The organism is Paenibacillus sp. FSL R7-0313, from assembly GCF_037969885.1.
Lineage (GTDB): Bacteria > Bacillota > Bacilli > Paenibacillales > Paenibacillaceae > Paenibacillus.
Genome location: NZ_CP150219.1, coordinates 1,073,629 through 1,097,305, shown reverse-complemented (window position 1 = coordinate 1,097,305; position 23,677 = coordinate 1,073,629). Strand labels below are relative to the sequence as shown.

Genomic DNA, 23,677 nt, shown 5'->3' with positions numbered 1-23,677 from the left:
GAATGAATGAAACCACAATAAGGCCGGGGGTTTCGCTCCACCGCGCCAGGCTTGTTTCTTTTGTCGTAAACTTTTTGGACCCTGCCCACCTATTCTGACAAACTACGTCTTCTAATCTATCTATAATCAGAACCATCGAGAACGAAACACGAAAATTCAAATTAATCGAATGGGGTGCCTTGAGGATGATGGAAAAGTGGAATGTCATTCAATTTCCGGGAATGAAAGCAGGTAAAGGAGGTACGGAAGCTCGGGAGGAGCTGTCTGTACGTCTGAAACAATGGCTTGGCTCCCGCAAGGCTGTCCAGATGGTTGCTTCCCGCAAATGGGTACTGCTGCTAACGTTTATGGGATTCCTGCTCGGAAAGGCGATGATCCTGAATGAGTTATCTCCCTTTGCTATTGCTTACTTCGCCGTAATTGCTTTCATGCGCAGGGATTACATCATTCCGGTAGGCGCCGCTCTACTCGCAGGTAGTCTCTTTGCACCGTTTCCAGTACCACTCATTGTTGCATCGGAGATCGCTATCTTTTATCTGCTCTTTCGTGGGCTGGAGTCATATGATCGTGCTGAATTATCTTATGCACCAACGATGGTGTTTACGACTACATTTATGGTCAAATTATTCGCGGTTGTGATCGGGCCATCCTTCAGCTGGTACGCGATGCTGATGCTCACGATGGATTCGGTATTAAGCTTTGTGCTCACCCTAGTTTTTATACAAGCCATACCGATTTTTACTTACCGCAAAAAAAAGTTCAGCCTAAAGAACGAGGAGATCCTCTGCCTGATTATATTGCTCGCTTCCGTTATGACGGGAGCCGTAGGGTGGACCATTCAATCCTTATCCGTCGAGCATATGCTCTCCCGTTATCTCATATTAATCTTTGCGCTGGTGGGCGGAGCCCCCCTCGGAGCCTCGGTTGGGGTCATTACCGGCTTGATTCTGAGTCTGGCTGACATGTCAGCGGTGTATCAGATGAGCCTGCTTGCTTTTGCCGGGATGCTTGCAGGTATGCTTCGAGAGGGTAAACGTGCGGCGGTTGCACTGGGCATGCTGCTTGGTTCGTCCATTCTATCCATATACTTGGGTGGTCCAGGTGATGTGATGAATTCATTATGGGAGACGTGTGCAGCTATTGTTCTGTTTATGTTGACACCTAAGAGCCTGATGACGGCGATATCCAAATATGTACCGGGTACGCAGGATCATACGAAATCCCAGCATGAGTATGCCAAACGGATACGGGATATCACGGCAGAACGGGTAACCCGGTTCTCGCAGGTATTCCGTCAATTGTCACGCAGCTTCGATCAGATGTCTGGTGCAGGCGAAACGGTACAGAAAGAAGGTGGAATGGATCATTTCATGAATGCGGTTGCCGAGGGCACATGTGCAAGCTGCTTCAAGCGTACGCAATGCTGGGATGCAAAGTTTATTCAAACCTACAAATATATGACGGACGTGATGAGTACCATTGAAGGAAACCCGGAGATCTCAGGCAAGCAGATTCCAGTGGACTGGAACAGGGTATGTGCGAAACCGGAAGAAGTTCTTGAAGTCATGCGTGCCCAGTATGGGTTGCATCAACATAACATGCAGTGGAAACGCCAGATTATCGATAGCCGGCAGCTGGTTGCAGAGCAATTGTCCGGTGTATCTCAGGTCATGGAGGACCTGGCCAAAGAAATTCAGCGGGAAAGTGAGGAGATGGTACAGCAGGAGGAGCAGATTCGGGACGCACTGGAGTCACTGGGCCTGTCCATTCACTCTATCGAGATCATCAATCTGGAAGCGGGCAATGTTGAAATTGAGATTGTGCATGCATATACACGTGGATTTGATGAGTGCCGGAAAATGATTGCTCCGCTGATCTCGGATGTATTGGACGAACATATTGCCGTCTTGCATGAGACCATGACCGATCCTCGTCAGGGACTGGCGACTGTTACGTTTGGTTCAGCCAAAACGTTCGAGGTAACTACCGGTGTTGCTGCTGCTGCCAAAGGGGGAGATGTGATGTCAGGCGACAGCTTCAGTACGGTTGAGTTAGGCAACGGTACATTCGCGGTGGCGCTCAGTGATGGAATGGGCAATGGAGAACGGGCACGTATGGAGAGCAGCGCAGCGCTGAATATACTGGAACAGTTGCTACAGTCCGGCATGGACGAGAAACTGGCGATCAAATCCGTGAACTCCGTTCTGATGCTGCGCTCCCCTGAAGAGATGTATGCCACAGTAGATATGGCGCTGATTGATGAATATACGGCAGAGACCACGTTTATGAAAATCGGATCGACGCCAAGTTTTATCAAACGAGGACAGGAGGTTATTCAGGTTTCGGCCAGCAATTTGCCAATCGGTATTATTAAAGATATTGAAGTCGATCTGGTGACGGTACAGCTTCAGCCGGGGGATATCCTCATTATGATGACAGATGGCATCTATGATGCACCGGGGTATGCGGTGAACAAAGAGTTATGGATGAAACGGCTCATTCAAGAGATTGATACAGATGATCCGCAAGATTTGGCCGATTGCCTGCTTGAAAGTGTCATAAGATACCAGCAGCATGAGATTTTGGATGATATGACCGTCGTTGTTGGAAAAGTAGAGCATTTCCGCCCTGAATGGGCCACACTGCGTGTGCCTGGCATCAACCGGATGGAGCGGCCACGGACCGTCAGCTAATTGCATATTCTTCTGTTTGAAGTCTCTTCATTCTGGCAATGCTAGTCATAGAGTTGGAGAGTAACGAATAACGGAGGGATATCGGATGAAGCAAATCTTATTGATCACCGACGGTTGTTCCAATGTAGGACCAAGTCCGGTGCTGGCAGCGGCCGAAGCACAGGAAGAGGGGATTACGGTTAATGTGGTTGGCGTGATTGATTATGGAACCATTGGTGAGTTGGGCAGTCGGGAGATTGAGGATATTGCCAGAGCCGGAGGTGGAATCAGCCAAATTGTAGGTACACGGCAGCTTGCCCATACCATGCAGATGATGACAAGGAAAACGGTGGTTCAGACCATTCAGCAGGCGGTTAATAGAGAGTTAACACAAATTTTGGGAGAGAAGGAGCCCAAAACGGTAACCGATCTGGAGCCTGCACAACGCGCCCGGGTCGTGGAAGTGATGGATGATATGGCTGAAACTACAGCCTTACAGGTTATATTGCTAATAGACGTCAGTGCCAGCATGAAGCCCAAACTGGCTGCGGTAGAAGAAGGCATCCGTGATTTAATGTTGAGTTTGCAGGCGCGTATAGGTCAGAGCAAGCTTTCCGTATTTCATTTTCCGGGACGACACAGTGGAGAAGATGCAGTAATGGATATTGACTGGACAACGGATCTGGGCCGTGTCCGGTCCTTGTTTGGAAGGTTGCAGATGAAGGGTGCAACGCCGACAGGTCCTGCAATTCAGAAGGTGATTGATTTTTACCGTTATGGTACACTGGAGAAACAGCAGGAAATAGAAGGGAACTATCGCATTGAAAGAGAAGGGATGCTCGGTGACAACGTTGTCTGACGCCTCTTTCCCGCCAGGAACAGTGGTTACAGGGAAATGGAATCGCAGTCGTTACACGATTCGGAAGCTACTGGGCAAAGGAGCTAATGGCATCGTTTTTCTTGTCCAACGGGGTGAAAATGGCAAACACTACGCGCTAAAAATGGGATTTGATCCGGTTGATCTGCAATCGGAAGTCAATGTGCTCAAATCTTTTCAACTACAGCGTAATCATGAGGCCCTTCGGCAGAGCGGCATTCCTTCCTATCTTAAAGATGTGGATGATTATGCCGTTCGTGGCCGGGATATTCCCTTTTATGTGATGCGTTACGTTAGAGGTGAGGCACTTCATCACTTCATTCGGCGTCAGGGGACAGACTGGACACTTCTGGTGGGACTTAGACTCTTGCAGAAGCTGGCACAATTGCATCAGGCGGGATGGGTGTTTGGTGATCTCAAACCTCAGAATGTGTTGGTATCCGACTATGGGCAGGTGGAATTGATCGACTACGGCGGAGTTACGTCGATTGGTCGAAGCGTCAAACAGTTCACCGAATGGTATGATCGGGGCTTCTGGAATGCAGGCAGCCGTACGGCAGATGGTACCTATGATGTATTTGCATTCGCATTATTGTTGATTCATGTACTTGAAGCAGACGCGCTTAAGGCACTGGCAGCCGAAGGATTACCGCAACTGCGAAGTGTGAACCAGCTCGTAGCGCTGGTGGAGCGCAGTGAACGACTGGGTCCTTTTCGCAATTGGACGATTCAGGCCTTACGAGGTCAGTTTCGTGATGCAGGTCATGCGGCACAAGGGTGGAAGGAAATGATGGCACGCCCCACGCCTCTTCGTCGTCGTTCCAAAAGTACAACACCGCGCTGGCTTAAGAACGCATTTGTTGCATCTGTGATATTACTTATTGGAGTGCTCATCTATGCACTACGTTTCTGATTCTGTGAGAGTGCATATACATAACGCAAGGAATGAGGAACAGGTATGGAGGCTTTACGCTGGAACATGCTGGTGAAGAACGTGCTGGATGCAGCGGAAGAGCATCAGTTATGGGTTCCCGGGGATCGGATTGTCGTCGCAGTATCGGGCGGGCCGGACTCGGTAGCTTTTTTGCATATCATGCACGAGATCAGCAAGCGACATGTCCCGCTTGAATTGATCTGTGCCCATGTGCATCATGGTTTCCGGACCGAATCTGATGAAGAAGCGGAGAAAATGATGGAACTGGCACAGCAGCTTGGTATTACATTTGAATGGACCAAGGCCGATGTACCTTCATATATGGAGTTGACGGGTCAAGGACCACAGGAAGCAGCCCGCAACAAGCGATATGCTTTTCTGTACGAAGTGGCTTCCAAATATAATGCGACAAGCATCGCTTTGGCACATCATGCGGATGATCAGGCGGAGACGGTCATGCTTCATTTGCTTCGTGGAACCGGCTTGTCGGGACTCTCAGGAATGAAGTTTAAAAGACGAGAAAAAAATGTGGAACTTATTCGTCCATGCCTTCGTATAAACAAGACAGACCTTGTAGAAGCTTGTAATACCCAGGGTTTTATGTATTTCAATGATGAGAGCAACGCCTTGCGTAAATATCGGCGTAATGCCATTCGCTTGGATGTGCTTCCTTTTTTGGGGCAGTATAATGGACAACTCACGCCGTCATTGAATCGGCTTGCCGAAATTGTGGGTGATGAAGACGATTTCATGGAGCAGAGTGCATATGACACATACAGGTGTCTAGTGCAGGTGAACGGCGGAAGGCAAACCTTTGAGGTGCCTTCCTTCTTGAAGTTACATGTCGCTTTACAACGAAGGTTGATTAAACTAATATTGAATTATCTGCCTTTGGACAGTGATTTTGTCGACTTTACCCGTATAGAAACCATTCGACGCAAGGTCATGGAGACCCATGTGACGACCTGGAGCCTGGATATAGGACAGACACTCGCCTGCACTCGGGAGTATAATCTGATTTCTTTTGGCATACGGACAGACGTACAGGATCAATCTTACGAGTATCGTCTTGCGCAATGGAGTGGAACTTCTGAGCTTTCACTCACCCCAATTAACCGGTATATTCGGTTGATGACGGTGAGTCCCGAGGACTATCATGTACCGGAATCGGCGGATCAAGCCGCGTTTGATGCGGATCAACTGCTTTTGCCGCTGGTTGTGCGTTCACGGTTACCTGGAGATACCATGAAAGTGATGGGATTAAACGGAAGCAAAAAGGTGAAAAATATTTTCATCGATGAGAAAATCCCCCCATCTGTCCGTCCACGAATTCCTGTGGTATGTGATGGAGCAGGTCATATCATCTGGTTACCGGGTGTTCGACGGTCCAATGTGGCCCCTGTCAGGGAGGGCACTTCCGCAATCCTGTACATGACTGTAGGCGATTCAGCGATTCAGGGGTAGTGGTTATGGTTCAGGTAAGGCTTTCATAGTATAACTTAGGAGGTTCGCACAGTTGCAGAACGACATTCAGGAAGTATTGATCAGTGAAGAAGAAATTCAGAGTAAAGTCAAGGAATTAGGCGCAACACTAAGTGCCGAATATGCAAATCGCAATCCTTTGGTCATTTGTGTGCTCAAGGGTGCGTTTATATTTATGGCTGATTTGGTTAAAAACATAACGGTACCTGTTGAAATGGATTTTATGGCGGTATCCAGTTATGGCGCTTCCACCAAGTCATCAGGTGTTGTTAAAATCATTAAGGATCTGGATGTATCCGTTGAAGGACGGGAAGTTCTGATTGTCGAAGATATTATCGACAGCGGACTTACACTCAGCTATCTGATTGAACTGCTGGAAAACCGCGGTGCCGAGTCGGTGCGTGTGGTTACGCTCTTCGACAAGCCTTCAGGCCGTAAAGTTGAGTTGGAAGCTCATTACACAGGCTTTGACATTCCTGACGCGTTCATCGTTGGTTACGGTTTGGATTTTGCGGAGAAGTACCGGAACCTGCCCTATATCGGGATTTTGAAGCCGGAAGTCTATAGTAGCTAATATCCTGCCCGACCCAAGCCTTGAGCTGTTCTTGGCTTCTGTTGAGAAGCCATGTCGGGCTATGTTAAAATAATTAAAGTGTCTCGAGAGGAGGTAGGGGATGAATCGGTTCATCCGGAATTCTGGTTTTTATTTGATTCTTTTTTTAGTTGTGGTGGGGATAGTCCAGTTCGTCAGCAATGGCGGCGAAGCCACCGATAATCCTAGATATGATCAGTTGCGTGCAGCGATCAAAGCCAACAATGTCTCTGAATTGACGGTTCAATTCAACGGTCAAACGTATCTCGTGACCGGTCAATACAAGAAGGCACCTGATGGCGCCAAATCAGAAAATTTCTCAACGTATATTCCTCCTACGGATGAGGCAATTAGTGAACTTGTAGCTGCAAGTGAAACTAACAATTTCCAATATCATCAGGAGCCAATGAAAGGTGACAGCATCTGGTTGACGTTGCTGACTTCCTTTATTCCTTTGATCATTATGTTCCTGCTGTTCTTCTTCCTGTTTAATCAGGCTCAAGGCGGCGGCGGTAAAGTAATGAACTTTGGTAAAAGCCGTGCTCGTCTCTATAACGAAGAGAAGAAGCGGGTTACATTCGAAGATGTTGCGGGTGCTGACGAAGAGAAACAGGAACTTGTTGAGGTTGTAGACTTCCTCAAGGATCCTCGTAAATTCGCAGCAGTAGGTGCACGGATTCCTAAGGGCGTATTGCTCGTAGGTCCTCCAGGTACCGGTAAAACGTTGCTCGCTCGTGCCGTAGCCGGTGAAGCGGGTGTACCATTCTTCAGTATTTCAGGTTCCGACTTCGTTGAGATGTTTGTCGGTGTCGGTGCATCACGTGTACGTGATTTGTTTGAAAATGCGAAGAAAAATGCGCCATGTATCATCTTTATCGATGAGATTGATGCTGTTGGACGTCAGCGTGGTGCTGGTCTTGGTGGTGGTCACGATGAGCGTGAGCAAACACTCAACCAGTTGCTCGTTGAAATGGACGGTTTCGGAGCTAACGAAGGTATTATCATCGTAGCTGCAACGAACCGTGCAGATATTTTGGACCCTGCCTTGCTGCGTCCAGGACGTTTTGACCGTCAAATTACGGTTGACCGCCCTGATGTAAGAGGTCGTGAAGCTGTCCTGAAAGTACATTCCCGTAATAAACCACTGACCAAAGATGTGAAGATGGATATTATCGCGAAGCGTACAACAGGTTTCTCTGGTGCGGATTTGGAGAATCTCTTGAACGAAGCGGCATTGCTTGCAGCGCGTCGTAATCGTAAAGATATTTCCATGAAGGAAGTTGACGAAGCGATTGACCGTGTCATCGTTGGTACGGAGAAGAAAAGCCGTGTCATCAGTGATCGCGAGAAACGAATCGTTGCTTATCATGAAGCAGGTCATACCATTGTAGGATACTTCCTCGAACATGCTGATATGGTACATAAAGTGACCATTATTCCGCGCGGACGTGCGGGTGGATATGTAATCATGTTGCCAAAAGAAGACCGTATGCTGGTTACCAAGCAGGAATTGCTGGATAAAGTAACCGGACTTCTCGGGGGTCGTGTAGCTGAAGAATTGTTCATCGGAGAAATTGGTACTGGTGCATACAGTGACTTCCAGCAAGCGACAGGTATTGTTCGCAGCATGGTTATGGAATACGGTATGAGTGAGAAATTGGGACCTATGCAATTCGGAAGTTCACAAGGACAGGTATTCCTTGGTCGGGATATCGGTCATGAACAGAATTACTCGGATTCCATTGCTTACGAGATTGATCAGGAAATGCAACGCTTTATCAATGATTGTTATGAGAAGTGTAAAGACTTGCTTGTTAAACATTCAAAAGAGATGCACCTGATCGCTCAAACTTTGCTTGAGGTAGAGACTTTGGAAATGGATCAGATCAAGCAATTGATCGAAACAGGTTCTTTGACTCCAAAAGCAGAGAATGACAATGATGGTGAAGGCACACCAACTGAAGGCGGAGAGCCAATCATCGACAACATCGGAGATGTGCGTGTTCGTATTCAAGGTAAAGATGAAACGCCTGAGCCACCAGCCGGAGATATTCCAAACGAAGCTCCGAATCTGGAAAAGGGTAATAACAATAACCCGGATGATGGCGGAACAAAGCCAACGTCTTAATGCATAATACATCTGGCTATGATAGCAGGTGAAATCAAGAGAGCCCTGGGGCTCTCTTTTTTTATCCATTATTTTAAAAGAGGATAGATAAAGATAAACGGGAGTTAGATGGCGAACCAGTTAGCAAACAGGTGGTTACAGCGCTGTTCCGGGCCTTTTTCATTTATTGACAGAGTCGTGAACGTTGTGTAAATTAGTTGTTAAACCGCTTGTGATTCGTTTCTCAAGCGAAGATAACGACTTAGGTTAGCCCACGAAACAGCGCATGACGCTGTCCCGATAAAGGAGAGGATCACAGGTGGAAGCTCTGGCTTTAGAGCGCAAGGCTGAGATGAACCGCGAGCTGCGTGCGCGGCTTATGGAGTTGAAGAAGGAACGTAATGCCATTATTCTTGCCCATTATTATCAACGTGACGAAGTACAGGAGGTTGCCGACTTCCGTGGAGATTCGTTTCTGTTAGCCCAGAAGGCAGCACAAACAGATGCGGATGTGATCGTTTTCTGTGGTGTTCATTTTATGGGTGAAAGCGCTAAAATTCTTGCGCCCAATAAAACAGTTATTATCCCGGACGAACGTGCGGGCTGCCCAATGGCAGATATGGTGAATGTGGATGGACTACGCAAATTGAAAGCACAACATCCTAATGCCAAGGTGGTTACGTATATCAATTCCTCGGCTGAGATCAAAGCAGAGACTGACATCTGTTGTACATCGGCGAATGCAGTCCGGGTTATTCAATCGGTGGATTCCGACGAAATTATCTGGGTACCGGATAAAAACTTGGGACATTATGTGCAGCAGCATACCGACAAGAAAATGATTATCTGGGAAGGCTACTGCAACACTCACGATATGCTTACAGTCAAAGATGTGGTGGAGATGAGAGCCAAGCATCCAAATGCAGAGTTTGTTGTCCATCCAGAGTGTCGCCCTGAGGTTGTAGAAATGGGTGATTTTGTAGGCAGCACAACAGCTATTCTGGAGTATTGCAAAAATTCATCAGCCAAGGAATTTATCGTAGGTACCGAAGATGGTACAGGATATCAGCTTCGTCTGGATAGTCCGGATAAACAGTTCCACTTTGCTACCAAGTTCCTCGTATGTCCCAACATGAAGGTGAACAACTTGAAGAAACTGGTGAAATGCCTGGAAACGATGAAGCCGCAAATCTACGTGCCACCGGCCGTTGCCGACAAAGCCAGAGAATCACTAGAGCGCATGTTGTTGGTAAAGTAGGATGCGCTACTCTTGCTCCAAGACAGGTGAATAACATGATACCGCAATATTTAGTTGATTTTGATCTGTCTGCGCTACCCATGGTAGAGACGGATGTACTGGTTATAGGCTCAGGGATTGCTGGTTTGTTTACTGCCATTAAGGCAAGTGAACAACAACGTGTATTAATGATCACGAAGAAGTCATTACTTGAAAGTAACACCAGATATGCGCAGGGGGGCATCGCTGCGGTTATTGCTGAGGATGATTCACCTGCTTACCACTTGCAGGATACACTTGTAGCAGGAGCGGGCTTATGCCGCTCCGAAGCGGTAGAGGTATTGGTGAATGAGGGTCCGGACGGAGTGAAGGAACTGATTCGTTTGGGTACTTTATTTGATCTGGAGAACGGCGAGTTGGCGTTGACGCAGGAAGGTGCGCATAGCCACCGCCGTATTTTGCATGCCAACGGAGATGCAACAGGATATGAAATTGTACGTGCGCTTGCGGTCGAAGTGAATGAACATCCCGGAATTGAAGTATGGGATGAGCACTTTGTTGTTGACCTGATTACAGATCGAGGGGAATGCATTGGCGCTCTGGTTCAGAAGGATGACGGATCGCAAGTGTTCGTGAAGGCACAGGCCACCGTTCTTTGCTCTGGTGGGGCAGGGCAACTGTACCGATACACGACGAATCCGGATGTAGCTACTGCCGATGGTGTAGCCATGGCCTACCGGGCTGGGGCTATCGTGCGTGATATGGAGTTTATCCAATTCCACCCCACCTCTCTTTGTTACCCGGGGGCCCCGCGCTTCCTTGTGTCAGAAGCAGTACGCGGCGAAGGAGCATATTTGCGCAATGTGAAGGGCGAACGATTCATGGATCGTTATCATGCCCAGCTTGAACTGGCCCCACGCGATATCGTGGCACGAGCGATTGTTAGTGAGATGGAGTCCACCAACAGTACCTTTGTGTATTTGGACATTACACATGAACAGCCAGAGATGATCAAGCATCGGTTCCCTACCATATATGAGACTTGTATGCGTTATGGATTGGACATGACAACGGACTGGATTCCGATTGCACCTGCTGCCCATTACATGATGGGTGGTGTGAAAACGGATCTAAGTGGAGAGAGCAGCATCTCACGGTTATTTGCTTGTGGTGAGGTGTCTTCTACAGGAGTACACGGAGCTAATCGTCTGGCAAGCAACTCCTTGTCTGAAGCGATTGTATTTGGTCGGAGAATTGTTGATCGTATTCAATCTCTTCCACCGCTTGGTTCATTACAAGTAAGAGGGACTGCGCCTTCATCTGTGGACATGAATAGCAAGATCAGCAAGATCATGGAAGAGCAAAAGCCGGTATCCGAGAGACGCTTACGATTACAGAAAATGATGGTTCGTCAGGTAGGCTTGCGCCGAAATGGTGAGGACCTGCAGAAGGCCATGGACAAGCTACAACAGGAATTGCAATTTTTTGATCAGACACTCACTCATAAGGAAGAGCTGGAGTATGCCAACCTTCTGACCTGTGCCTGGTTAGTTACCAGCGGAGCATTACACCGCGAGGAGAGTCGGGGGGCTCACTATCGTGAGGATTTCCCGGCACGTGATGATATCGTGTGGCAGAAGCATAGTCTGCAGCAGCGAGAACAAGCGATTGTGGAGGAATTGATGTCATGATACTGAACGGATATAATGAAGGGCTTATCGAATCAATCAAAAACTGGCTTCGTGAAGATGTTGGTGCAGGTGACGTTACAACAAGTGTGACGATTCCGGCAGGCAACCAATCCAAGGCCATTATACACGCCAAAGACAATGGTATTATTGCAGGCATGACCGTGGCTGAACTTGTATTTCAGGTCGTTGATCCTGATCTTGTATTTACACCGAAAGTAACAGACGGAGACAAGGTTACCCATGGCACGATTTTGGCAGAGGTAGAGGGAAGTACACATTCACTGCTTACGGGGGAACGACTGGCACTTAACTTGCTGCAACGTATGTCCGGAATTGCTACGCGTACGCGTGCCTACGTGGATGTGCTGGATGGTCTTGAGACCAGACTCGTGGATACACGTAAGACAACGCCAGGCCACCGATTACTTGAGAAATACGCAGTGCGCGTGGGTGGCGGAGCGAATCATCGATTTGGACTGTACGATGCCGTTATGATTAAGGATAACCACATCAAGGGTGCAGGCGGAATCACCGAGGCGGTACAGCGTGCGCGAACCGTTATCCCACATACGATGACAATTGAAGTGGAGACTGAAAATCTGGAGCAGGTGAGAGAAGCCTTGCAAGCCGGGGCAGATATCATTATGCTGGATAACATGCATCCAGAGCGGATGCGTGAAGCAGTTGAGCTTATTCGTGAACAGGCTCCTCACGTGAAGGTTGAAGCATCCGGTAACGTGTCCCTCCAGACCATTCGTGGTATTGCTGAGAGTGGTGTGGATGTAATTTCGGTTGGCAGGTTAACCTATTCCTTTGAGAGCCTGGATATCAGCCTGGATTTAAATGAAAAGAAAGAGGGGTGAACCTCTTTGATTCTAGTTGTAGACGTGGGGAACAGCAATATGGTGCTCGGCGTATATCAAGGCCGGGAATTGCTGCACCACTTTCGTCTGAGTACATCACGTCAGTCAACAGTGGATGAATACGGCGTATTGATTTATAATTTATTTCATATGTCCGGCATCAGGGCAAGTGACATCGAAGGTGTCATCATCTCATCTGTGGTTCCGCCACTGGTGAATGTAATCGAAGCGATGTGTGAGAAGTATGTAGGCAAAAAAGCTTTGCTCGTCGGGCCTGGTATCAAAACTGGCTTGAACCTGCGATACGAGAACCCTCGTGAAGTGGGTGCAGATCGTATTGTTAATGCAGTGGCAGCCGTTGAGAAGTATGGCGGCCCTCTCGTCGTGGTCGATTTCGGAACCGCAACGACTTTTGACTGTATTGACGAGAAAGGTCACTATCTGGGGGGAGCTATTGTACCTGGCATTCAGATTGCCACTGAAGCGCTCTATGAGCGGGCATCGAAGCTGCCTCGTATAGAGTTGGAGAAACCTAAAAAGGTCATTGGCCGTAATACTATTCATGCCATGCAAGCGGGTATTATATATGGCTATGCAGGTCAGGTAGATGGTATTGTAGAACGTATTCGCGAGGAGATGGGAGCGAAGCCCCGAGTTATCGCGACGGGTGGTCTCGCTACACTTATCGCAGAAGAAACCCGTAGTATAGAGGAAGTTGATCCGCTGCTTACGCTTGAAGGGCTGCGTATTATATATGAGCGGAACCGGGAAAGGTGAGCATAGAGACGGCATACAGCGGGCTGAGATTACAGCTTAAGTGTTGTGCCGTTTTTTCTGTGTTACAACTATAATGGCGATACGCCAAAGGAGGCTGAATGACTTGGAAAACAACAACAAGCATGACCGGTTAATTCGTGGTACAGCAATGAATGGAAAGGTAAGAGCCTTTGCTATCCAGACTACGGAACTGGTTGAGGAACTACGCAGAAGACACGATACGTTTCCCACGGCTACAGCTGCCATGGGGCGTACGGTTACAACAGCAGCCATTATGGGTGCAATGCTCAAAGGTGAAGAGAAGTTAACGGTACAAGTCAACGGTGATGGCCCTATTGGACAGATTGTAGCTGATGCCAATGCCAAAGGCGAAGTACGAGGATATGTTTCTAATCCGCATGTACATTTGCCAAGTAATAGTGTGGGAAAACTGGACGTTGCAGGCGCGGTTGGAACGGAAGGTTTCATCAATATAACGAAGGATCTGGGACTGAAAGAACCATATCGTGGCAGTGTGCCTATTATTTCAGGAGAACTGGGCGAAGACTTCACGTACTACTTTGCTCAATCGGAGCAAACACCTTCTGCTGTAGGCGTTGGTGTGCTCGTTGATACAGATAATTCCGTTATTGTCGCAGGTGGATTCATTATGCAGCTGTTGCCGGGATTGACAGATCCAGAGATCACGGCGATCGAAAACGCCATTAGTACGTTGCCGCCAGTGACGACGTTGCTGGAGCAGGGGCTTGAATTGGAAGAGTTGCTTCGCCGATTGTTGCCAGATGTACAAGTGATGGAAGGATTGGATATTCATTTTAGCTGTGAGTGTTCACGTGAGCGGGTAGAGAAGACACTAATCAGCCTGGGCCAAACGGAGATGGAGCAATTAATTGAAGAAGAGGGCCGAGCTGAAGTGGTCTGCCAATTCTGTAATGAAGCCTATGACTTTAACAAAGAACAACTTGAGACCATCCTAGAGCAAGCCAAGAACTGATCTATGCGGGGACGGGATGCGGAATGACCAGACAGGAAAAAGGGTTGTGGACGGCTGTAATTGTCTTGACGCTAGGCATGCTGGTCATGGGTACGGTGATGGCTATGCATGGTCTCAGACAGGGCAAAGACGAGGCAGATGCATCCCATGATGCCAATACGGAAGAAGGAAGCACCGTAGCGACGATCAACGGAGAAGTTATCACGGACAAAGAGTGGACCGATGCGCTGAAAAGACGTTATGGCAGTGAGTTATTACTCCAGATGTTAAACCGCAAAGCGGTATATGCCGAAGCAATTGAACGCAAGCTGATCGTCACTCCCCAAGAGATTGCAAGAGAACTAGCGGCCGCGATGGATGGGTACGATTCAGAGAAATCATATTTTGACGAAATGAAGTCCCAGTTGGGTCTGTCCAAACAGGAACTTGAATTGGAAGCCGGCTACAGGCTGCTGCTTGAGAAAATCGCAACGATTGGCATACAGATCAAGGATGCAGATATTGAGCATTACTGGACTGAACACCGTGAGGATTACGTCTCCCCCGAGAAATATGACTTGTCCATCATCGTAGTGGAGGAAGAAGAGGAAGCCGATTCCTTACTGGATGCGTTGGAGAAGGGGGAAGATTTTGAAGAAGCTGCTCGCAAACAATCAACAGACAGCTTCTCTCGTGATGCTGGTGGGAGGCTGGGATGGATTGAGCGGAATGATCCATTCCAGTCAGAAGAAGTCCTTCAACTTGCTGCCGGGCTGGATGTAGGCGATATTGCCGGACCGGTTCGAGTGGAAGAAGGCTATGTTATTATCAGACTTAATGATAAAGAAGAACGCCAGGTGCAGTCGGCCGAAGAGGTCCGTGAGGAGATTCGTATGCAACTGGCTCTGAGTCAGGCTGATCCGTTGCCGCAGGTAGAGCAAATGCTGCGTAACAAGTATGAAGCCGTAATCCTGTCCGAGATTCCTGCCTCCTGAATTCAATGGAGAAGATTGTCTCGTACTGCTGCATCTTGATAAAAATACTCTGTCTGCGGTCTTAGGGCCAAAGGCAGAGTATTTTTTTTGAGTACTCATATTGACAATAAGGGTTAACGTTGATAAGATGAAAATAATAAATACCTACTCGTTTACTCGGATATAAATGATTAACTTATGAACAAAGAAACTTCGGAAACCTCCGCCCTGTCTAGAAATCTTAGCAGTAAGGGATAGGATCAACAGGATTTCCGCAGTTCTTCTATAACAGCTAGAGGCTACCGGCCGCACAGTATAGGTTAACAGGACTCAAGTTTTATTCATCCACTAAGGAGGGCATTCATATGGCTAAAGTAGTTAATAACGTAACAGAACTCATCGGAGGTACTCCGCTTGTTCGTCTGAACCGTATCGTACCAGAAGGCAGTGCTGAAGTATTCGTGAAGCTGGAGTACCAGAATCCAGGTTCAAGCGTGAAAGACCGTATCGCAATTAGCATTGTGGAAGAAGCGGAAAAAGAAGGCAAGCTGAAACCGGGTGATACCATTATCGAAGCAACAAGTGGTAACACGGGAATTGGACTCGCGATGGTGGCTGCAGCCAAAGGCTACAAGTCCGTTATTGTAATGCCTGAGACGATGAGCTTGGAGCGTCGTAACTTGCTTCGTGCGTATGGTGCCGAGCTTGTGCTTACACCTGGAGCTGAAGGTATGAATGGTGCTGTTAAAAAAGCCGAAGAACTGCTGAAAGAAAACCCATCCTATTTCATGGCTGAGCAATTTAAAAATAAAGCCAACGTGAAGATCCACCGTGAAACGACTGGCCCTGAGATTGTGGACGCGATTCAATCTGTGGGTGGTACGTTGGATGCTTTCGTTGCGGGAATTGGTACAGGCGGAACAATTACAGGTACAGGCGAAGTGCTGAAAGAAGCTTTCGCTGGTATTAAAATTGTTGCAGTTGAGCCAGCAGCTTCGCCAATTCTGGCGGGCGGCAAACCAGGACCACATAAGATCCAGGGGATTGGTGCCAACTTTATCCCTGAGATTCTGGATCAGGAAATCTATGATGAGATCATTCACATTGAGAATGATGATGCATTCGAGACGGCGCGTCAGGTAGCGAAGGAAGAGGGCATTCTGTCCGGTATTTCTTCCGGTGCTGCGATCCGTGCAGGTCTTCAGGTTGCGAAACAGTTGGGTGAAGGCAAGCGTGTTGTCGTAATCGTGCCAAGTAACGGCGAACGTTACCTCAGCACACCTCTTTATAACTTCGAAGGCTAAGTCTACAAATGACAAAACCAATCCTCCTTGCCCGTATGACGGGTATGGAGGATTTTTGGCGTAATGCTTTTAAAAGGGGCGGCGCTTTAGTATACTATCAGACAATAGAACTAGCGACAGATGGAGGGCGGCACACCGCAATGACACACCTGATGACAACATACGCCGACTGGATGGAGTGGGCTGAACAAGGCTGGACCATGATGCCCTATATCACCAAGTCGGATGAGGGGCCGTATCATGGCGGTTTACCGTTATCGTGGGAGGCAGCCTGGGAGCAGGCGTCACCATACGCAATTGTGCTGGAGAATGGCAAAGGCGGGAGATATACATTTCTGGGGTTAGACCCGGTATCCGTAATTTCCGGTAAAGGTCAAGAAGCAGTTATTCATGATGTGACGCAAGGAACCACCTCGACGGACAACGGCAAGCCGCTTGATGTATTGAAGAGATGGACTGCCCCGTATAGCGCACCCAAGGTTAATGGGGCTCCAGACTTTGGGGGTGGATACGCAGGTTATCTCAGCTACGATGTAGCAAGATCATTGGAGAAGCTTCCAGTGTTGGCTGAAGATAAACCGTCCCTGCCGGATTATTGGTGGATGCGCTTTGAAGAAATATGGGCGTATGACCATGAGCAGCAAGCCCTTTTCTGTATGGTTCATCTGGCTATACAACCTGATCAGAACGAAACCGATATCCGTGGTCTATATGCAGTGGCCAAAGCACGAACGACAGCGATGCAGCAACGATGGCTTCATATTATGGGGGCTGCACAGGCCGAGGAACAACAGCAGGTACTGGAACGCCGCAACAAGCAGGTCAATCGTACACCGCAGCCTGAAGATGCGGAAAGGGAATCCGAAGGGTGGGAGACCTCCTTTCCCCAAGAGGACTTTGAACAGGCTGTACGCACAGTACAGGAATATATCAGGCAGGGCGATGTGTTCCAGGTGAATCTGTCCTTGAGACAGGAGAAGCGGCTTCATTCGAGCGCTGAGCATATTTATGAATGGCTGCGCCTTGTGAATCCATCGCCGTATATGGGTATGCTGCGTAGTCCAGACTTTCAACTGGTAAGCGGATCTCCCGAACTTCTGGTCAAAGTGGAGAATGGCAAAGTCAGTGCACGTCCCATCGCAGGGACCCGAAGAAGGGGCCGTGATGAAACAGAGGATAAAGCTATGGCGGATGAACTGCTCAGCAGTGAGAAGGAACGGGCAGAGCATATTATGCTCGTTGATCTAGAACGTAATGATATCGGACGGATTGCAGCCTACGGTTCGGTTCATGTGCCCGAATTGATGACCATCGAGAAGTATTCCCATGTTATGCATCTCGTTTCCCAAGTGGAAGGCAGGCTGGCAGAAGGGTTATCCGTATTTGATGTGATCGCTGCGACATTCCCGGGTGGAACGATTACCGGAGCGCCGAAAGTCCGCACCATGGAGATTATCGAGGAACTTGAGCCTGTGCGGCGTGGGCCTTATACGGGTTCCATCGGGTGGATGGATTACAGTGGAAATATGGAATTGAACATCGTCATTCGTACGCTTGCCATTAAGGACGGTATTGGTTATGTACAGGCCGGGGCAGGGATTGTCATTGATTCCGATCCATATCGGGAATATAAAGAATGCCGCAACAAAGCAAGAGCGATGATGAGAGCTGTGAATTACAGCGAAGAGGCGGAAGCAAGCAGAGCTGTTGAACAAGAACAAGCGGAGCGAACTGAAGCTATTTAAATTAAACTAAACTAAAATAAAACGAAGCAACCGTCACTTGCGTTGACGGAAGATGAGGAGGAGCAGGCATATGATACTGGTTATCGATAATTACGATTCCTTCACGTACAACCTGGTTCAATATCTGGGTGAACTGGGTGAGACGGTGGAAGTTCGCCGCAACGATGAGATTGATTTGGCAGGCATAGAAGCACTGGCACCTGATCATATTTTGATCTCTCCAGGGCCGTGTACACCCAATGAAGCGGGTATCAGCCTGGCAGTCATTGATCATTTCAAGGGAAGCATTCCGATCTTTGGTGTATGTCTGGGGCATCAGTCCATTGGACAAGCGTTTGGTGGCAATGTCATTCGTGCAGAGCGCATGATGCACGGCAAAACATCCGAGATGCACCACAATGGGACATCGGTATTTGCCGGATTGCCATCCCCATTTACAGCTACCCGTTATCACTCCCTGATTGTCGAGCGCAGCAGCTTGCCTGACTGTCTTGAGATTACAGCGGAGACAGCTGAAGGTGAGATTATGGGTCTGCGCCACAAAGAATATGCGATTGAAGGCGTTCAGTTCCACCCGGAATCCATTATTACAGACCACGGACATCAGATGCTTCGTAACTTTTTGTCCCAACAAGTGAAGGTTTAACATGCAATATGCCGCGATAAACGGAGAGTTGGTCAATATGGCGGCGGCCGTGGTTCCTGTAACGGATCACGGCTTTTTGTACGGACTGGGACTGTTTGAGACGTTCCGGACGTATCAAGGTGTCCCATATCTTTTGGAACGGCATTTGGAGCGAATGTCTTCGGGGTGTAAGGAACTTGGCATTCCTTTTACAACGACCGTGGCAGAGGTGACAGATTGGATTCAACGTTTGATGGATGCGAACGGACTTCAGGATGCGTATGTGCGTTATACGGTATCAGCCGGTGAAGCACCGCTAGGCTTACCTTCTGGTGATTATTCAAAGCCAAATCATATTTTACTGGCAAAAGCATTACCTGAACCTTCTCCCTCTTTATATGAGTGCGGCAAAATGCTCCAACGGTTGTCTACACCTCGCAACACGCCTGAAGGAGAAGTGCGTCTCAAGTCGCTACATTACATGAACAGCATTTTGGCGAAACGAGAGATGAACCGCTACGGGCAGCATGTGCAGGGTGCGGAAGGGTTACAATTAAACCGGGATGGTCATGTAGCGGAAGGGATCGTCAGCAATGTATTTTGGGTACGGGAAAATGTGCTCTACACGCCAGCAATCTCAACCGGCATTCTGCCGGGTATCACTAGAGCTGTGGTACTTGAGATCGCCACGCAGCAAGGAATCTCCTGCATAGAAACGTTAGCGGCTTGGGAGGATCTCCTGCAAGCCGATGAAATATTTCTAACAGGCTCGGTTGCCGAACTGGTTCCGGTTACGACTCTGCGGGATCAGGAGGGAGCCGAAACGATAATCAGCAACGGACATATAGGCCCAGTTACAGCAGTCCTTCTGGGTATGTACCGGCAGAAAGCGGGGTATACTTCATGACACTTACACCTGTCATCTATGAACGGAACTATGTATGGGGGCCAGCTGAGTTGAAGCTGGGTACAAGAACACAGATTATGGGCATTCTTAACGTCACGCCTGACTCGTTCTCTGATGGTGGACGTTATACCAACGTGGAGCGGGCGGTTGCGCATGCCAAGCAGATGATGGAGGACGGGGCGGACCTGATTGATATCGGCGGGGAGTCCACCCGTCCGGGTTCAGATGTCGTGGGCGCCGATGAAGAGCTGAGCCGAATCATTCCGGTTATTGAAGCATTGCATCAGCAAGCGCCGCACATTCCGATATCGGTAGACACGTATAAGGCCGATGTTGCACGTCAGGCTATTCTGGCAGGTGCCCATATCATTAATGATGTGTGGGGTGCCAAGGCAGATCCAGATATGGCCCACACGGCAGCAGAGCTGGGGTGTCCCATCATTCTGATGCATAATCGGCAGGAGCGAAACTATACCGATTATCTGAGTGATGTCATCAGCGATTTGCAGGAGAGCATTCAAATTGCACTGGCAGCCGGTGTGAAAGCAGATCAGATTATCCTGGACCCGGGTATTGGTTTTGTGAAGGACTTGAAGGAAAATCTGAAGCTTATGTCATCGCTCGGTTTGCTCAATGAAATGGGATATCCGGTCCTGCTAGCCACTTCACGCAAAAGATTCATCCAGAACACCCTGGATGTCACTGCGGATGATGCGCTGGAAGGAACGGCTGCGACCGTTGCATTTGGCATTGCCCAAGGCTGCCAGATGGTTCGGGTTCATGATGTGAAGCCGATTCGGCGGACGGCAGACATGTGTGATGCCATGTTATATGCGTCTCCGGGTCTACGGAAGAAATAATGCTGGCGGGTCCGAGTGACCCGTCTAGTGATAGCGCAGCGTTTTTTCAAAGGCAAAGCAAAAGATATCTTCAAAATAGAGAACTATTTCAATATATATAGAGGGCAGGCGGATCGTATGGATAGAATGGTATTGCATCGTATGGAGTATTACGGATATCATGGCGTTTTTGCAGAAGAACGGAAGCTTGGGCAGCGGTACTATATTGATCTGGAGATTGATATGGATCTGAGTGAAGCTGGACGTAACGATGATCTAACCAAAACAATCAATTATGCAGAGATCCATGAGTTGGTAAAGCAGATTGTTGAAAATAAATCATTCCAGTTAATTGAAGCCTTGGGCGAACATATTGCATCTTCTTTACTAGACACTTATACTATTATCAATGCATTGACAGTCAAGGTGACGAAGCCACATCCGCCATTCGATATTCATTTTGAGGGCGTAACGGTAGAGCTTCGCCGCACAAGAAAGTGAGAACCGATCATGATTGCACATTCGACCTCTGAATCTTCAGAGGCTTATATTGCTTTAGGGGCCAATTTGGGTGACCGGGAACAGACGCTGTTTGAAGCATTGTCTTTGCTGGATGAACACCCTCATATATCCGTTCTGCGTTGTTCTGCACTATATGAGACGGAGCCTGTAGGATATGTAGATCAGCCTGCGTTTCTGAATATGGCAGTCGCCGTACAGGTGATGCTGACACCGGAGCAGTTGCTCACGGAATTACTGGATATCGAGAACCGGCTTGGACGTGTTCGTGATATTCGCTGGGGACCGCGCACCGTTGATCTGGATCTGCTCTGGATGCACGGTGAGACACGAGATACCGAATTACTTCAATTGCCTCATCCCCGTATGGGAGAACGGGCTTTTGTACTGGTGCCACTGTCGGATATCGTACCGGAGGGCGAGATTTCAGGTTTGTATACCTTTGTACACTCATCGTTGTCTGTACTGGATGGAAAGGATGGAATACAGCTTTGGAAAACATGCAATTGGCCAATCGAATCCGGGCATTCCGGAAGCTGAAAGGTTTAACACAACATGAACTTGCGGCCGAGACCGGCATCTCGCTGGCCATTCTGGGAACCATTGAACGGGGAAACCGTAAGGTATCACAGCAAGAGCTCGATCGAATTGCTGGTGTGCTGGCAATCAGTATTGAGGAGTTGCAGGGCAACTAGGACCGTTTCGGTTTCGTCATGTTACAACAACCAACACAAAGATCGAACTTTATATCGTTGATTTATACAGAATTAAAAAAGGAGTGGAACGACTACCGTGCTTAACATTGGTGGCATTGAAATGAAAAACCAGGTCGTACTTGCGCCGATGGCTGGCGTATGTAATCCGGCTTTTCGTTTGATCGCAAAAGAATTCGGAACAGGCCTCGTATGCGCGGAGATGGTGAGTGGCAAAGCCATTGTCCATGGTAATCAGCGTACACGTGAGATGTTATTTGTAGATGAGCGTGAGAAACCGCTGAGCCTTCAGATTTTTGGGGGAGATCGTGATTCCCTCGTAGAAGCAGCCAAAATCGTGGACAAAGAAACGAATGCAGACATCATCGACATTAACATGGGATGCCCTGTGCCAAAAGTGACGAAATGTGATGCAGGTGCACGTTGGTTGCTTGATCCGAACAAAATCTATGAGATGGTATCCGCTGTCGTGGACGCGGTTGAGAAGCCAGTGACCGTCAAGATGCGTATCGGCTGGGATAACGAGCATATCTTCGCGGTGGAGAATGCGCTCGCGGTTGAACGTGCTGGTGGACAGGCGGTAAGTGTGCACGGCCGTACGCGTGAGCAACTCTATACAGGCACAGCTGACTGGTCACACATCAAAGATGTAAAAGAAGCTGTCTCTATTCCCGTGATCGGCAATGGTGATGTCCATACTCCAGAGGATGCACGCCGTATGCTGGATGAAACGGGTTGTGACGGAGTTATGATCGGTCGTGCTGCCCTGGGTAACCCATGGATGCTGTATCGTACCATTCAATACTTAAGCACGGGGGAATTGCTTCCTGACCCGAATGGCGAAGAGAAGATCCGTGTTGCGATCCTGCATATGGATCGCCTGATCGCACTGAAGAATGAGACGGTTGCCGTACGCGAGATGCGTAAACATCTGGCTTGGTATTTGAAAGGCTTGAAAGGGTCTGCCCGCATTAAGGACGTTATTATGGAAGGTACCAAGCGTGATGAGATGGTACAGATTCTGGAGAACTTTGTGAGTCAGCTGAAAAGCGAAGGCAATTTGGAGTCAGAACCGGTAATTGCCGGAAGTGCATCGTAATTAAGACTGTAAAACGTTTACAGCTATAGAGGACGTAACATTGACTTTTCGAGATCGTTCCCCTATACTTTCACAGTATAAATTCGCCATGTGCGTTAATTAAAGGCTAGTCATCAGGAGGAATATTCTATTTCTCTGGAGAACTTCATATAGTTTTGAAGATGTATGCGGGCGGAGCTATGTAATTGGCACTGATTCCGTTGCCGTACAATCAAATTATTCCCATGACAGGAGAATCGGTTGAGATGAGCGACAAGGAAGTTATCCTTACACCAGAGGGACTTAAGAAGCTGGAAGAAGAACTGGAAACATTGAAATCAGTGAAGCGCCGCGAAGTGGCTGAACGGATTAAGGTAGCCATCGGGTATGGAGATATCAGTGAGAACTCTGAATACGAAGATGCCAAGAACGAACAGGCTTTCATTGAAGGTCGTATTATTACTTTGGAGAAAATGCTTCGGAACGCACGCATTATTAACAGTGATGAGATTGACACCGATGTTGTGAGTGTAGGTGCAACAGTTACTGTGGAAGATTTGGAATTCGGTGATATCACAGAATATACAATTGTAGGTTCTGCTGAATCTAACCCGCTTCAGAACAAGATCTCAAACGAAAGCCCTGTCGGTAAAGCGATCCTAGGCAAGAAAAATGGTACAGTGGTTGATGTAAGTGTGCCTGCTGGCGTAATTCAATATAAAATTGTAGATATTAAAAAGCTATAGTAACGAAGCAGTTGGGCACGGT

General features: G+C 48.2%; 22 protein-coding genes. All 22 read left to right on the top strand.

Features of this window, described 5'->3' with window-relative positions; all coding sequences use genetic code 11:
• Nucleotides 1-185: 185 nt before the first annotated feature.
• A complete protein-coding gene (gene spoIIE / locus NSQ38_RS04875; protein ID WP_338589742.1) occupies nt 186-2,693 on the top strand; it encodes a stage II sporulation protein E in 2,508 nt (835 codons plus the stop codon).
• Between the two features lie 85 nt (nt 2,694-2,778).
• On the top strand, nt 2,779-3,531 hold the full coding sequence (locus tag NSQ38_RS04870) for a VWA domain-containing protein (RefSeq protein WP_091039116.1): 753 nt from the start codon (nt 2,779-2,781) through the stop codon (nt 3,529-3,531).
• The gene (locus tag NSQ38_RS04865; protein ID WP_338589745.1) at nt 3,515-4,462 is read left to right on the top strand and encodes a serine/threonine protein kinase; all 948 of its coding nucleotides are present in this window, start codon (nt 3,515-3,517) and stop codon (nt 4,460-4,462) included. Before NSQ38_RS04870 ends, NSQ38_RS04865 begins: the two co-directional genes overlap by 17 nt.
• A 45-nt stretch (nt 4,463-4,507) precedes the next feature.
• Nucleotides 4,508-5,947 (top strand): tRNA lysidine(34) synthetase TilS, encoded by a 1,440-nt coding sequence (tilS, locus tag NSQ38_RS04860; protein WP_338589747.1) that lies wholly within the window; start codon nt 4,508-4,510, stop codon nt 5,945-5,947.
• 52 nt (nt 5,948-5,999) lie between these two features.
• A complete protein-coding gene (hpt, locus tag NSQ38_RS04855) occupies nt 6,000-6,539 on the top strand; it encodes a hypoxanthine phosphoribosyltransferase (protein WP_017691352.1) in 540 nt (179 codons plus the stop codon).
• Nucleotides 6,540-6,639: 100 nt separating this feature from the next.
• Nucleotides 6,640-8,685 carry an ATP-dependent zinc metalloprotease FtsH gene (gene ftsH, locus NSQ38_RS04850; RefSeq protein WP_091039119.1) on the top strand — a complete coding sequence of 682 codons (2,046 nt, stop codon included), beginning with the start codon at nt 6,640-6,642 and terminating at the stop codon, nt 8,683-8,685.
• A 298-nt stretch (nt 8,686-8,983) separates the two neighbouring features.
• Complete coding sequence (gene nadA, locus NSQ38_RS04845) at nt 8,984-9,922, top strand: quinolinate synthase NadA (protein WP_091039121.1); 939 nt, start codon at nt 8,984-8,986, stop codon at nt 9,920-9,922.
• Nucleotides 9,923-9,957: 35 nt separating this feature from the next.
• A complete protein-coding gene (nadB, locus tag NSQ38_RS04840; protein ID WP_339790401.1) occupies nt 9,958-11,592 on the top strand; it encodes an L-aspartate oxidase in 1,635 nt (544 codons plus the stop codon).
• Complete coding sequence (gene nadC, locus NSQ38_RS04835; protein WP_253428914.1) at nt 11,589-12,455, top strand: carboxylating nicotinate-nucleotide diphosphorylase; 867 nt, start codon at nt 11,589-11,591, stop codon at nt 12,453-12,455. The genes nadB and nadC overlap by 4 nt, the downstream gene beginning before the upstream one ends.
• 6 nt (nt 12,456-12,461) lie before the next feature.
• The gene (locus tag NSQ38_RS04830) at nt 12,462-13,232 is read left to right on the top strand and encodes a type III pantothenate kinase (RefSeq protein WP_036606111.1); all 771 of its coding nucleotides are present in this window, start codon (nt 12,462-12,464) and stop codon (nt 13,230-13,232) included.
• A 103-nt stretch (nt 13,233-13,335) separates the two neighbouring features.
• Nucleotides 13,336-14,226 carry an Hsp33 family molecular chaperone HslO gene (gene hslO / locus NSQ38_RS04825; protein ID WP_276324013.1) on the top strand — a complete coding sequence of 297 codons (891 nt, stop codon included), beginning with the start codon at nt 13,336-13,338 and terminating at the stop codon, nt 14,224-14,226.
• A gap of 23 nt (nt 14,227-14,249) precedes the next feature.
• Nucleotides 14,250-15,200, top strand: a complete 951-nt coding sequence (locus tag NSQ38_RS04820; protein ID WP_091039127.1) for a peptidyl-prolyl cis-trans isomerase — start codon at nt 14,250-14,252, stop codon at nt 15,198-15,200.
• A gap of 344 nt (nt 15,201-15,544) precedes the next feature.
• Nucleotides 15,545-16,483: a cysteine synthase A gene (gene cysK, locus NSQ38_RS04815; protein ID WP_169483011.1), complete on the top strand. Its 939-nt coding sequence runs from the start codon at nt 15,545-15,547 to the stop codon at nt 16,481-16,483.
• Between the two features lie 140 nt (nt 16,484-16,623).
• Nucleotides 16,624-18,228: an anthranilate synthase component I family protein gene (locus NSQ38_RS04810; RefSeq protein ID WP_339787453.1), complete on the top strand. Its 1,605-nt coding sequence runs from the start codon at nt 16,624-16,626 to the stop codon at nt 18,226-18,228.
• Nucleotides 18,229-18,298: 70 nt separating this feature from the next.
• Nucleotides 18,299-18,874, top strand: coding sequence for an aminodeoxychorismate/anthranilate synthase component II (gene pabA, locus NSQ38_RS04805; RefSeq protein ID WP_036606106.1), 576 nt, complete (start codon nt 18,299-18,301; stop codon nt 18,872-18,874).
• A gap of 1 nt (nt 18,875) precedes the next feature.
• A complete protein-coding gene (locus NSQ38_RS04800; RefSeq protein WP_339787450.1) occupies nt 18,876-19,760 on the top strand; it encodes an aminotransferase class IV in 885 nt (294 codons plus the stop codon).
• Nucleotides 19,757-20,620, top strand: a complete 864-nt coding sequence (gene folP / locus NSQ38_RS04795) for a dihydropteroate synthase (protein WP_339787447.1) — start codon at nt 19,757-19,759, stop codon at nt 20,618-20,620. The genes NSQ38_RS04800 and folP overlap by 4 nt, the downstream gene beginning before the upstream one ends.
• Before the next feature lie 117 nt (nt 20,621-20,737).
• Nucleotides 20,738-21,100: a dihydroneopterin aldolase gene (folB, locus tag NSQ38_RS04790; protein ID WP_062838071.1), complete on the top strand. Its 363-nt coding sequence runs from the start codon at nt 20,738-20,740 to the stop codon at nt 21,098-21,100.
• A gap of 9 nt (nt 21,101-21,109) precedes the next feature.
• The gene (gene folK / locus NSQ38_RS04785) at nt 21,110-21,658 is read left to right on the top strand and encodes a 2-amino-4-hydroxy-6-hydroxymethyldihydropteridine diphosphokinase (protein ID WP_091039135.1); all 549 of its coding nucleotides are present in this window, start codon (nt 21,110-21,112) and stop codon (nt 21,656-21,658) included.
• Nucleotides 21,610-21,813: a helix-turn-helix transcriptional regulator gene (locus NSQ38_RS04780; protein WP_026081371.1), complete on the top strand. Its 204-nt coding sequence runs from the start codon at nt 21,610-21,612 to the stop codon at nt 21,811-21,813. The genes folK and NSQ38_RS04780 overlap by 49 nt, the downstream gene beginning before the upstream one ends.
• 97 nt (nt 21,814-21,910) lie before the next feature.
• Complete coding sequence (gene dusB, locus NSQ38_RS04775; RefSeq protein WP_339787444.1) at nt 21,911-22,930, top strand: tRNA dihydrouridine synthase DusB; 1,020 nt, start codon at nt 21,911-21,913, stop codon at nt 22,928-22,930.
• Between the two features lie 245 nt (nt 22,931-23,175).
• The gene (gene greA, locus NSQ38_RS04770) at nt 23,176-23,655 is read left to right on the top strand and encodes a transcription elongation factor GreA (RefSeq protein ID WP_076216743.1); all 480 of its coding nucleotides are present in this window, start codon (nt 23,176-23,178) and stop codon (nt 23,653-23,655) included.
• Nucleotides 23,656-23,677: the final 22 nt, after the last annotated feature.

What these genes read in the sequence shown, in the direction of transcription:
- pabA (WP_036606106.1), top strand. Translation starts at nt 18,299, where the DNA reads ATGATACTGGTTATCGATAATTACGATTCCTTCACGTACAACCTGGTT.
- greA (WP_076216743.1), top strand. Translation starts at nt 23,176, where the DNA reads ATGAGCGACAAGGAAGTTATCCTTACACCAGAGGGACTTAAGAAGCTG.
- spoIIE (WP_338589742.1), top strand. Translation starts at nt 186, where the DNA reads ATGATGGAAAAGTGGAATGTCATTCAATTTCCGGGAATGAAAGCAGGT.
- folK (WP_091039135.1), top strand. Translation starts at nt 21,110, where the DNA reads ATGATTGCACATTCGACCTCTGAATCTTCAGAGGCTTATATTGCTTTA.
- NSQ38_RS04820 (WP_091039127.1), top strand. Translation starts at nt 14,250, where the DNA reads ATGACCAGACAGGAAAAAGGGTTGTGGACGGCTGTAATTGTCTTGACG.
- NSQ38_RS04810 (WP_339787453.1), top strand. Translation starts at nt 16,624, where the DNA reads ATGACACACCTGATGACAACATACGCCGACTGGATGGAGTGGGCTGAA.
- ftsH (WP_091039119.1), top strand. Translation starts at nt 6,640, where the DNA reads ATGAATCGGTTCATCCGGAATTCTGGTTTTTATTTGATTCTTTTTTTA.
- tilS (WP_338589747.1), top strand. Translation starts at nt 4,508, where the DNA reads ATGGAGGCTTTACGCTGGAACATGCTGGTGAAGAACGTGCTGGATGCA.
- NSQ38_RS04800 (WP_339787450.1), top strand. Translation starts at nt 18,876, where the DNA reads ATGCAATATGCCGCGATAAACGGAGAGTTGGTCAATATGGCGGCGGCC.
- folP (WP_339787447.1), top strand. Translation starts at nt 19,757, where the DNA reads ATGACACTTACACCTGTCATCTATGAACGGAACTATGTATGGGGGCCA.
- folB (WP_062838071.1), top strand. Translation starts at nt 20,738, where the DNA reads ATGGATAGAATGGTATTGCATCGTATGGAGTATTACGGATATCATGGC.
- nadB (WP_339790401.1), top strand. Translation starts at nt 9,958, where the DNA reads ATGATACCGCAATATTTAGTTGATTTTGATCTGTCTGCGCTACCCATG.
- nadC (WP_253428914.1), top strand. Translation starts at nt 11,589, where the DNA reads ATGATACTGAACGGATATAATGAAGGGCTTATCGAATCAATCAAAAAC.
- cysK (WP_169483011.1), top strand. Translation starts at nt 15,545, where the DNA reads ATGGCTAAAGTAGTTAATAACGTAACAGAACTCATCGGAGGTACTCCG.
- NSQ38_RS04870 (WP_091039116.1), top strand. Translation starts at nt 2,779, where the DNA reads ATGAAGCAAATCTTATTGATCACCGACGGTTGTTCCAATGTAGGACCA.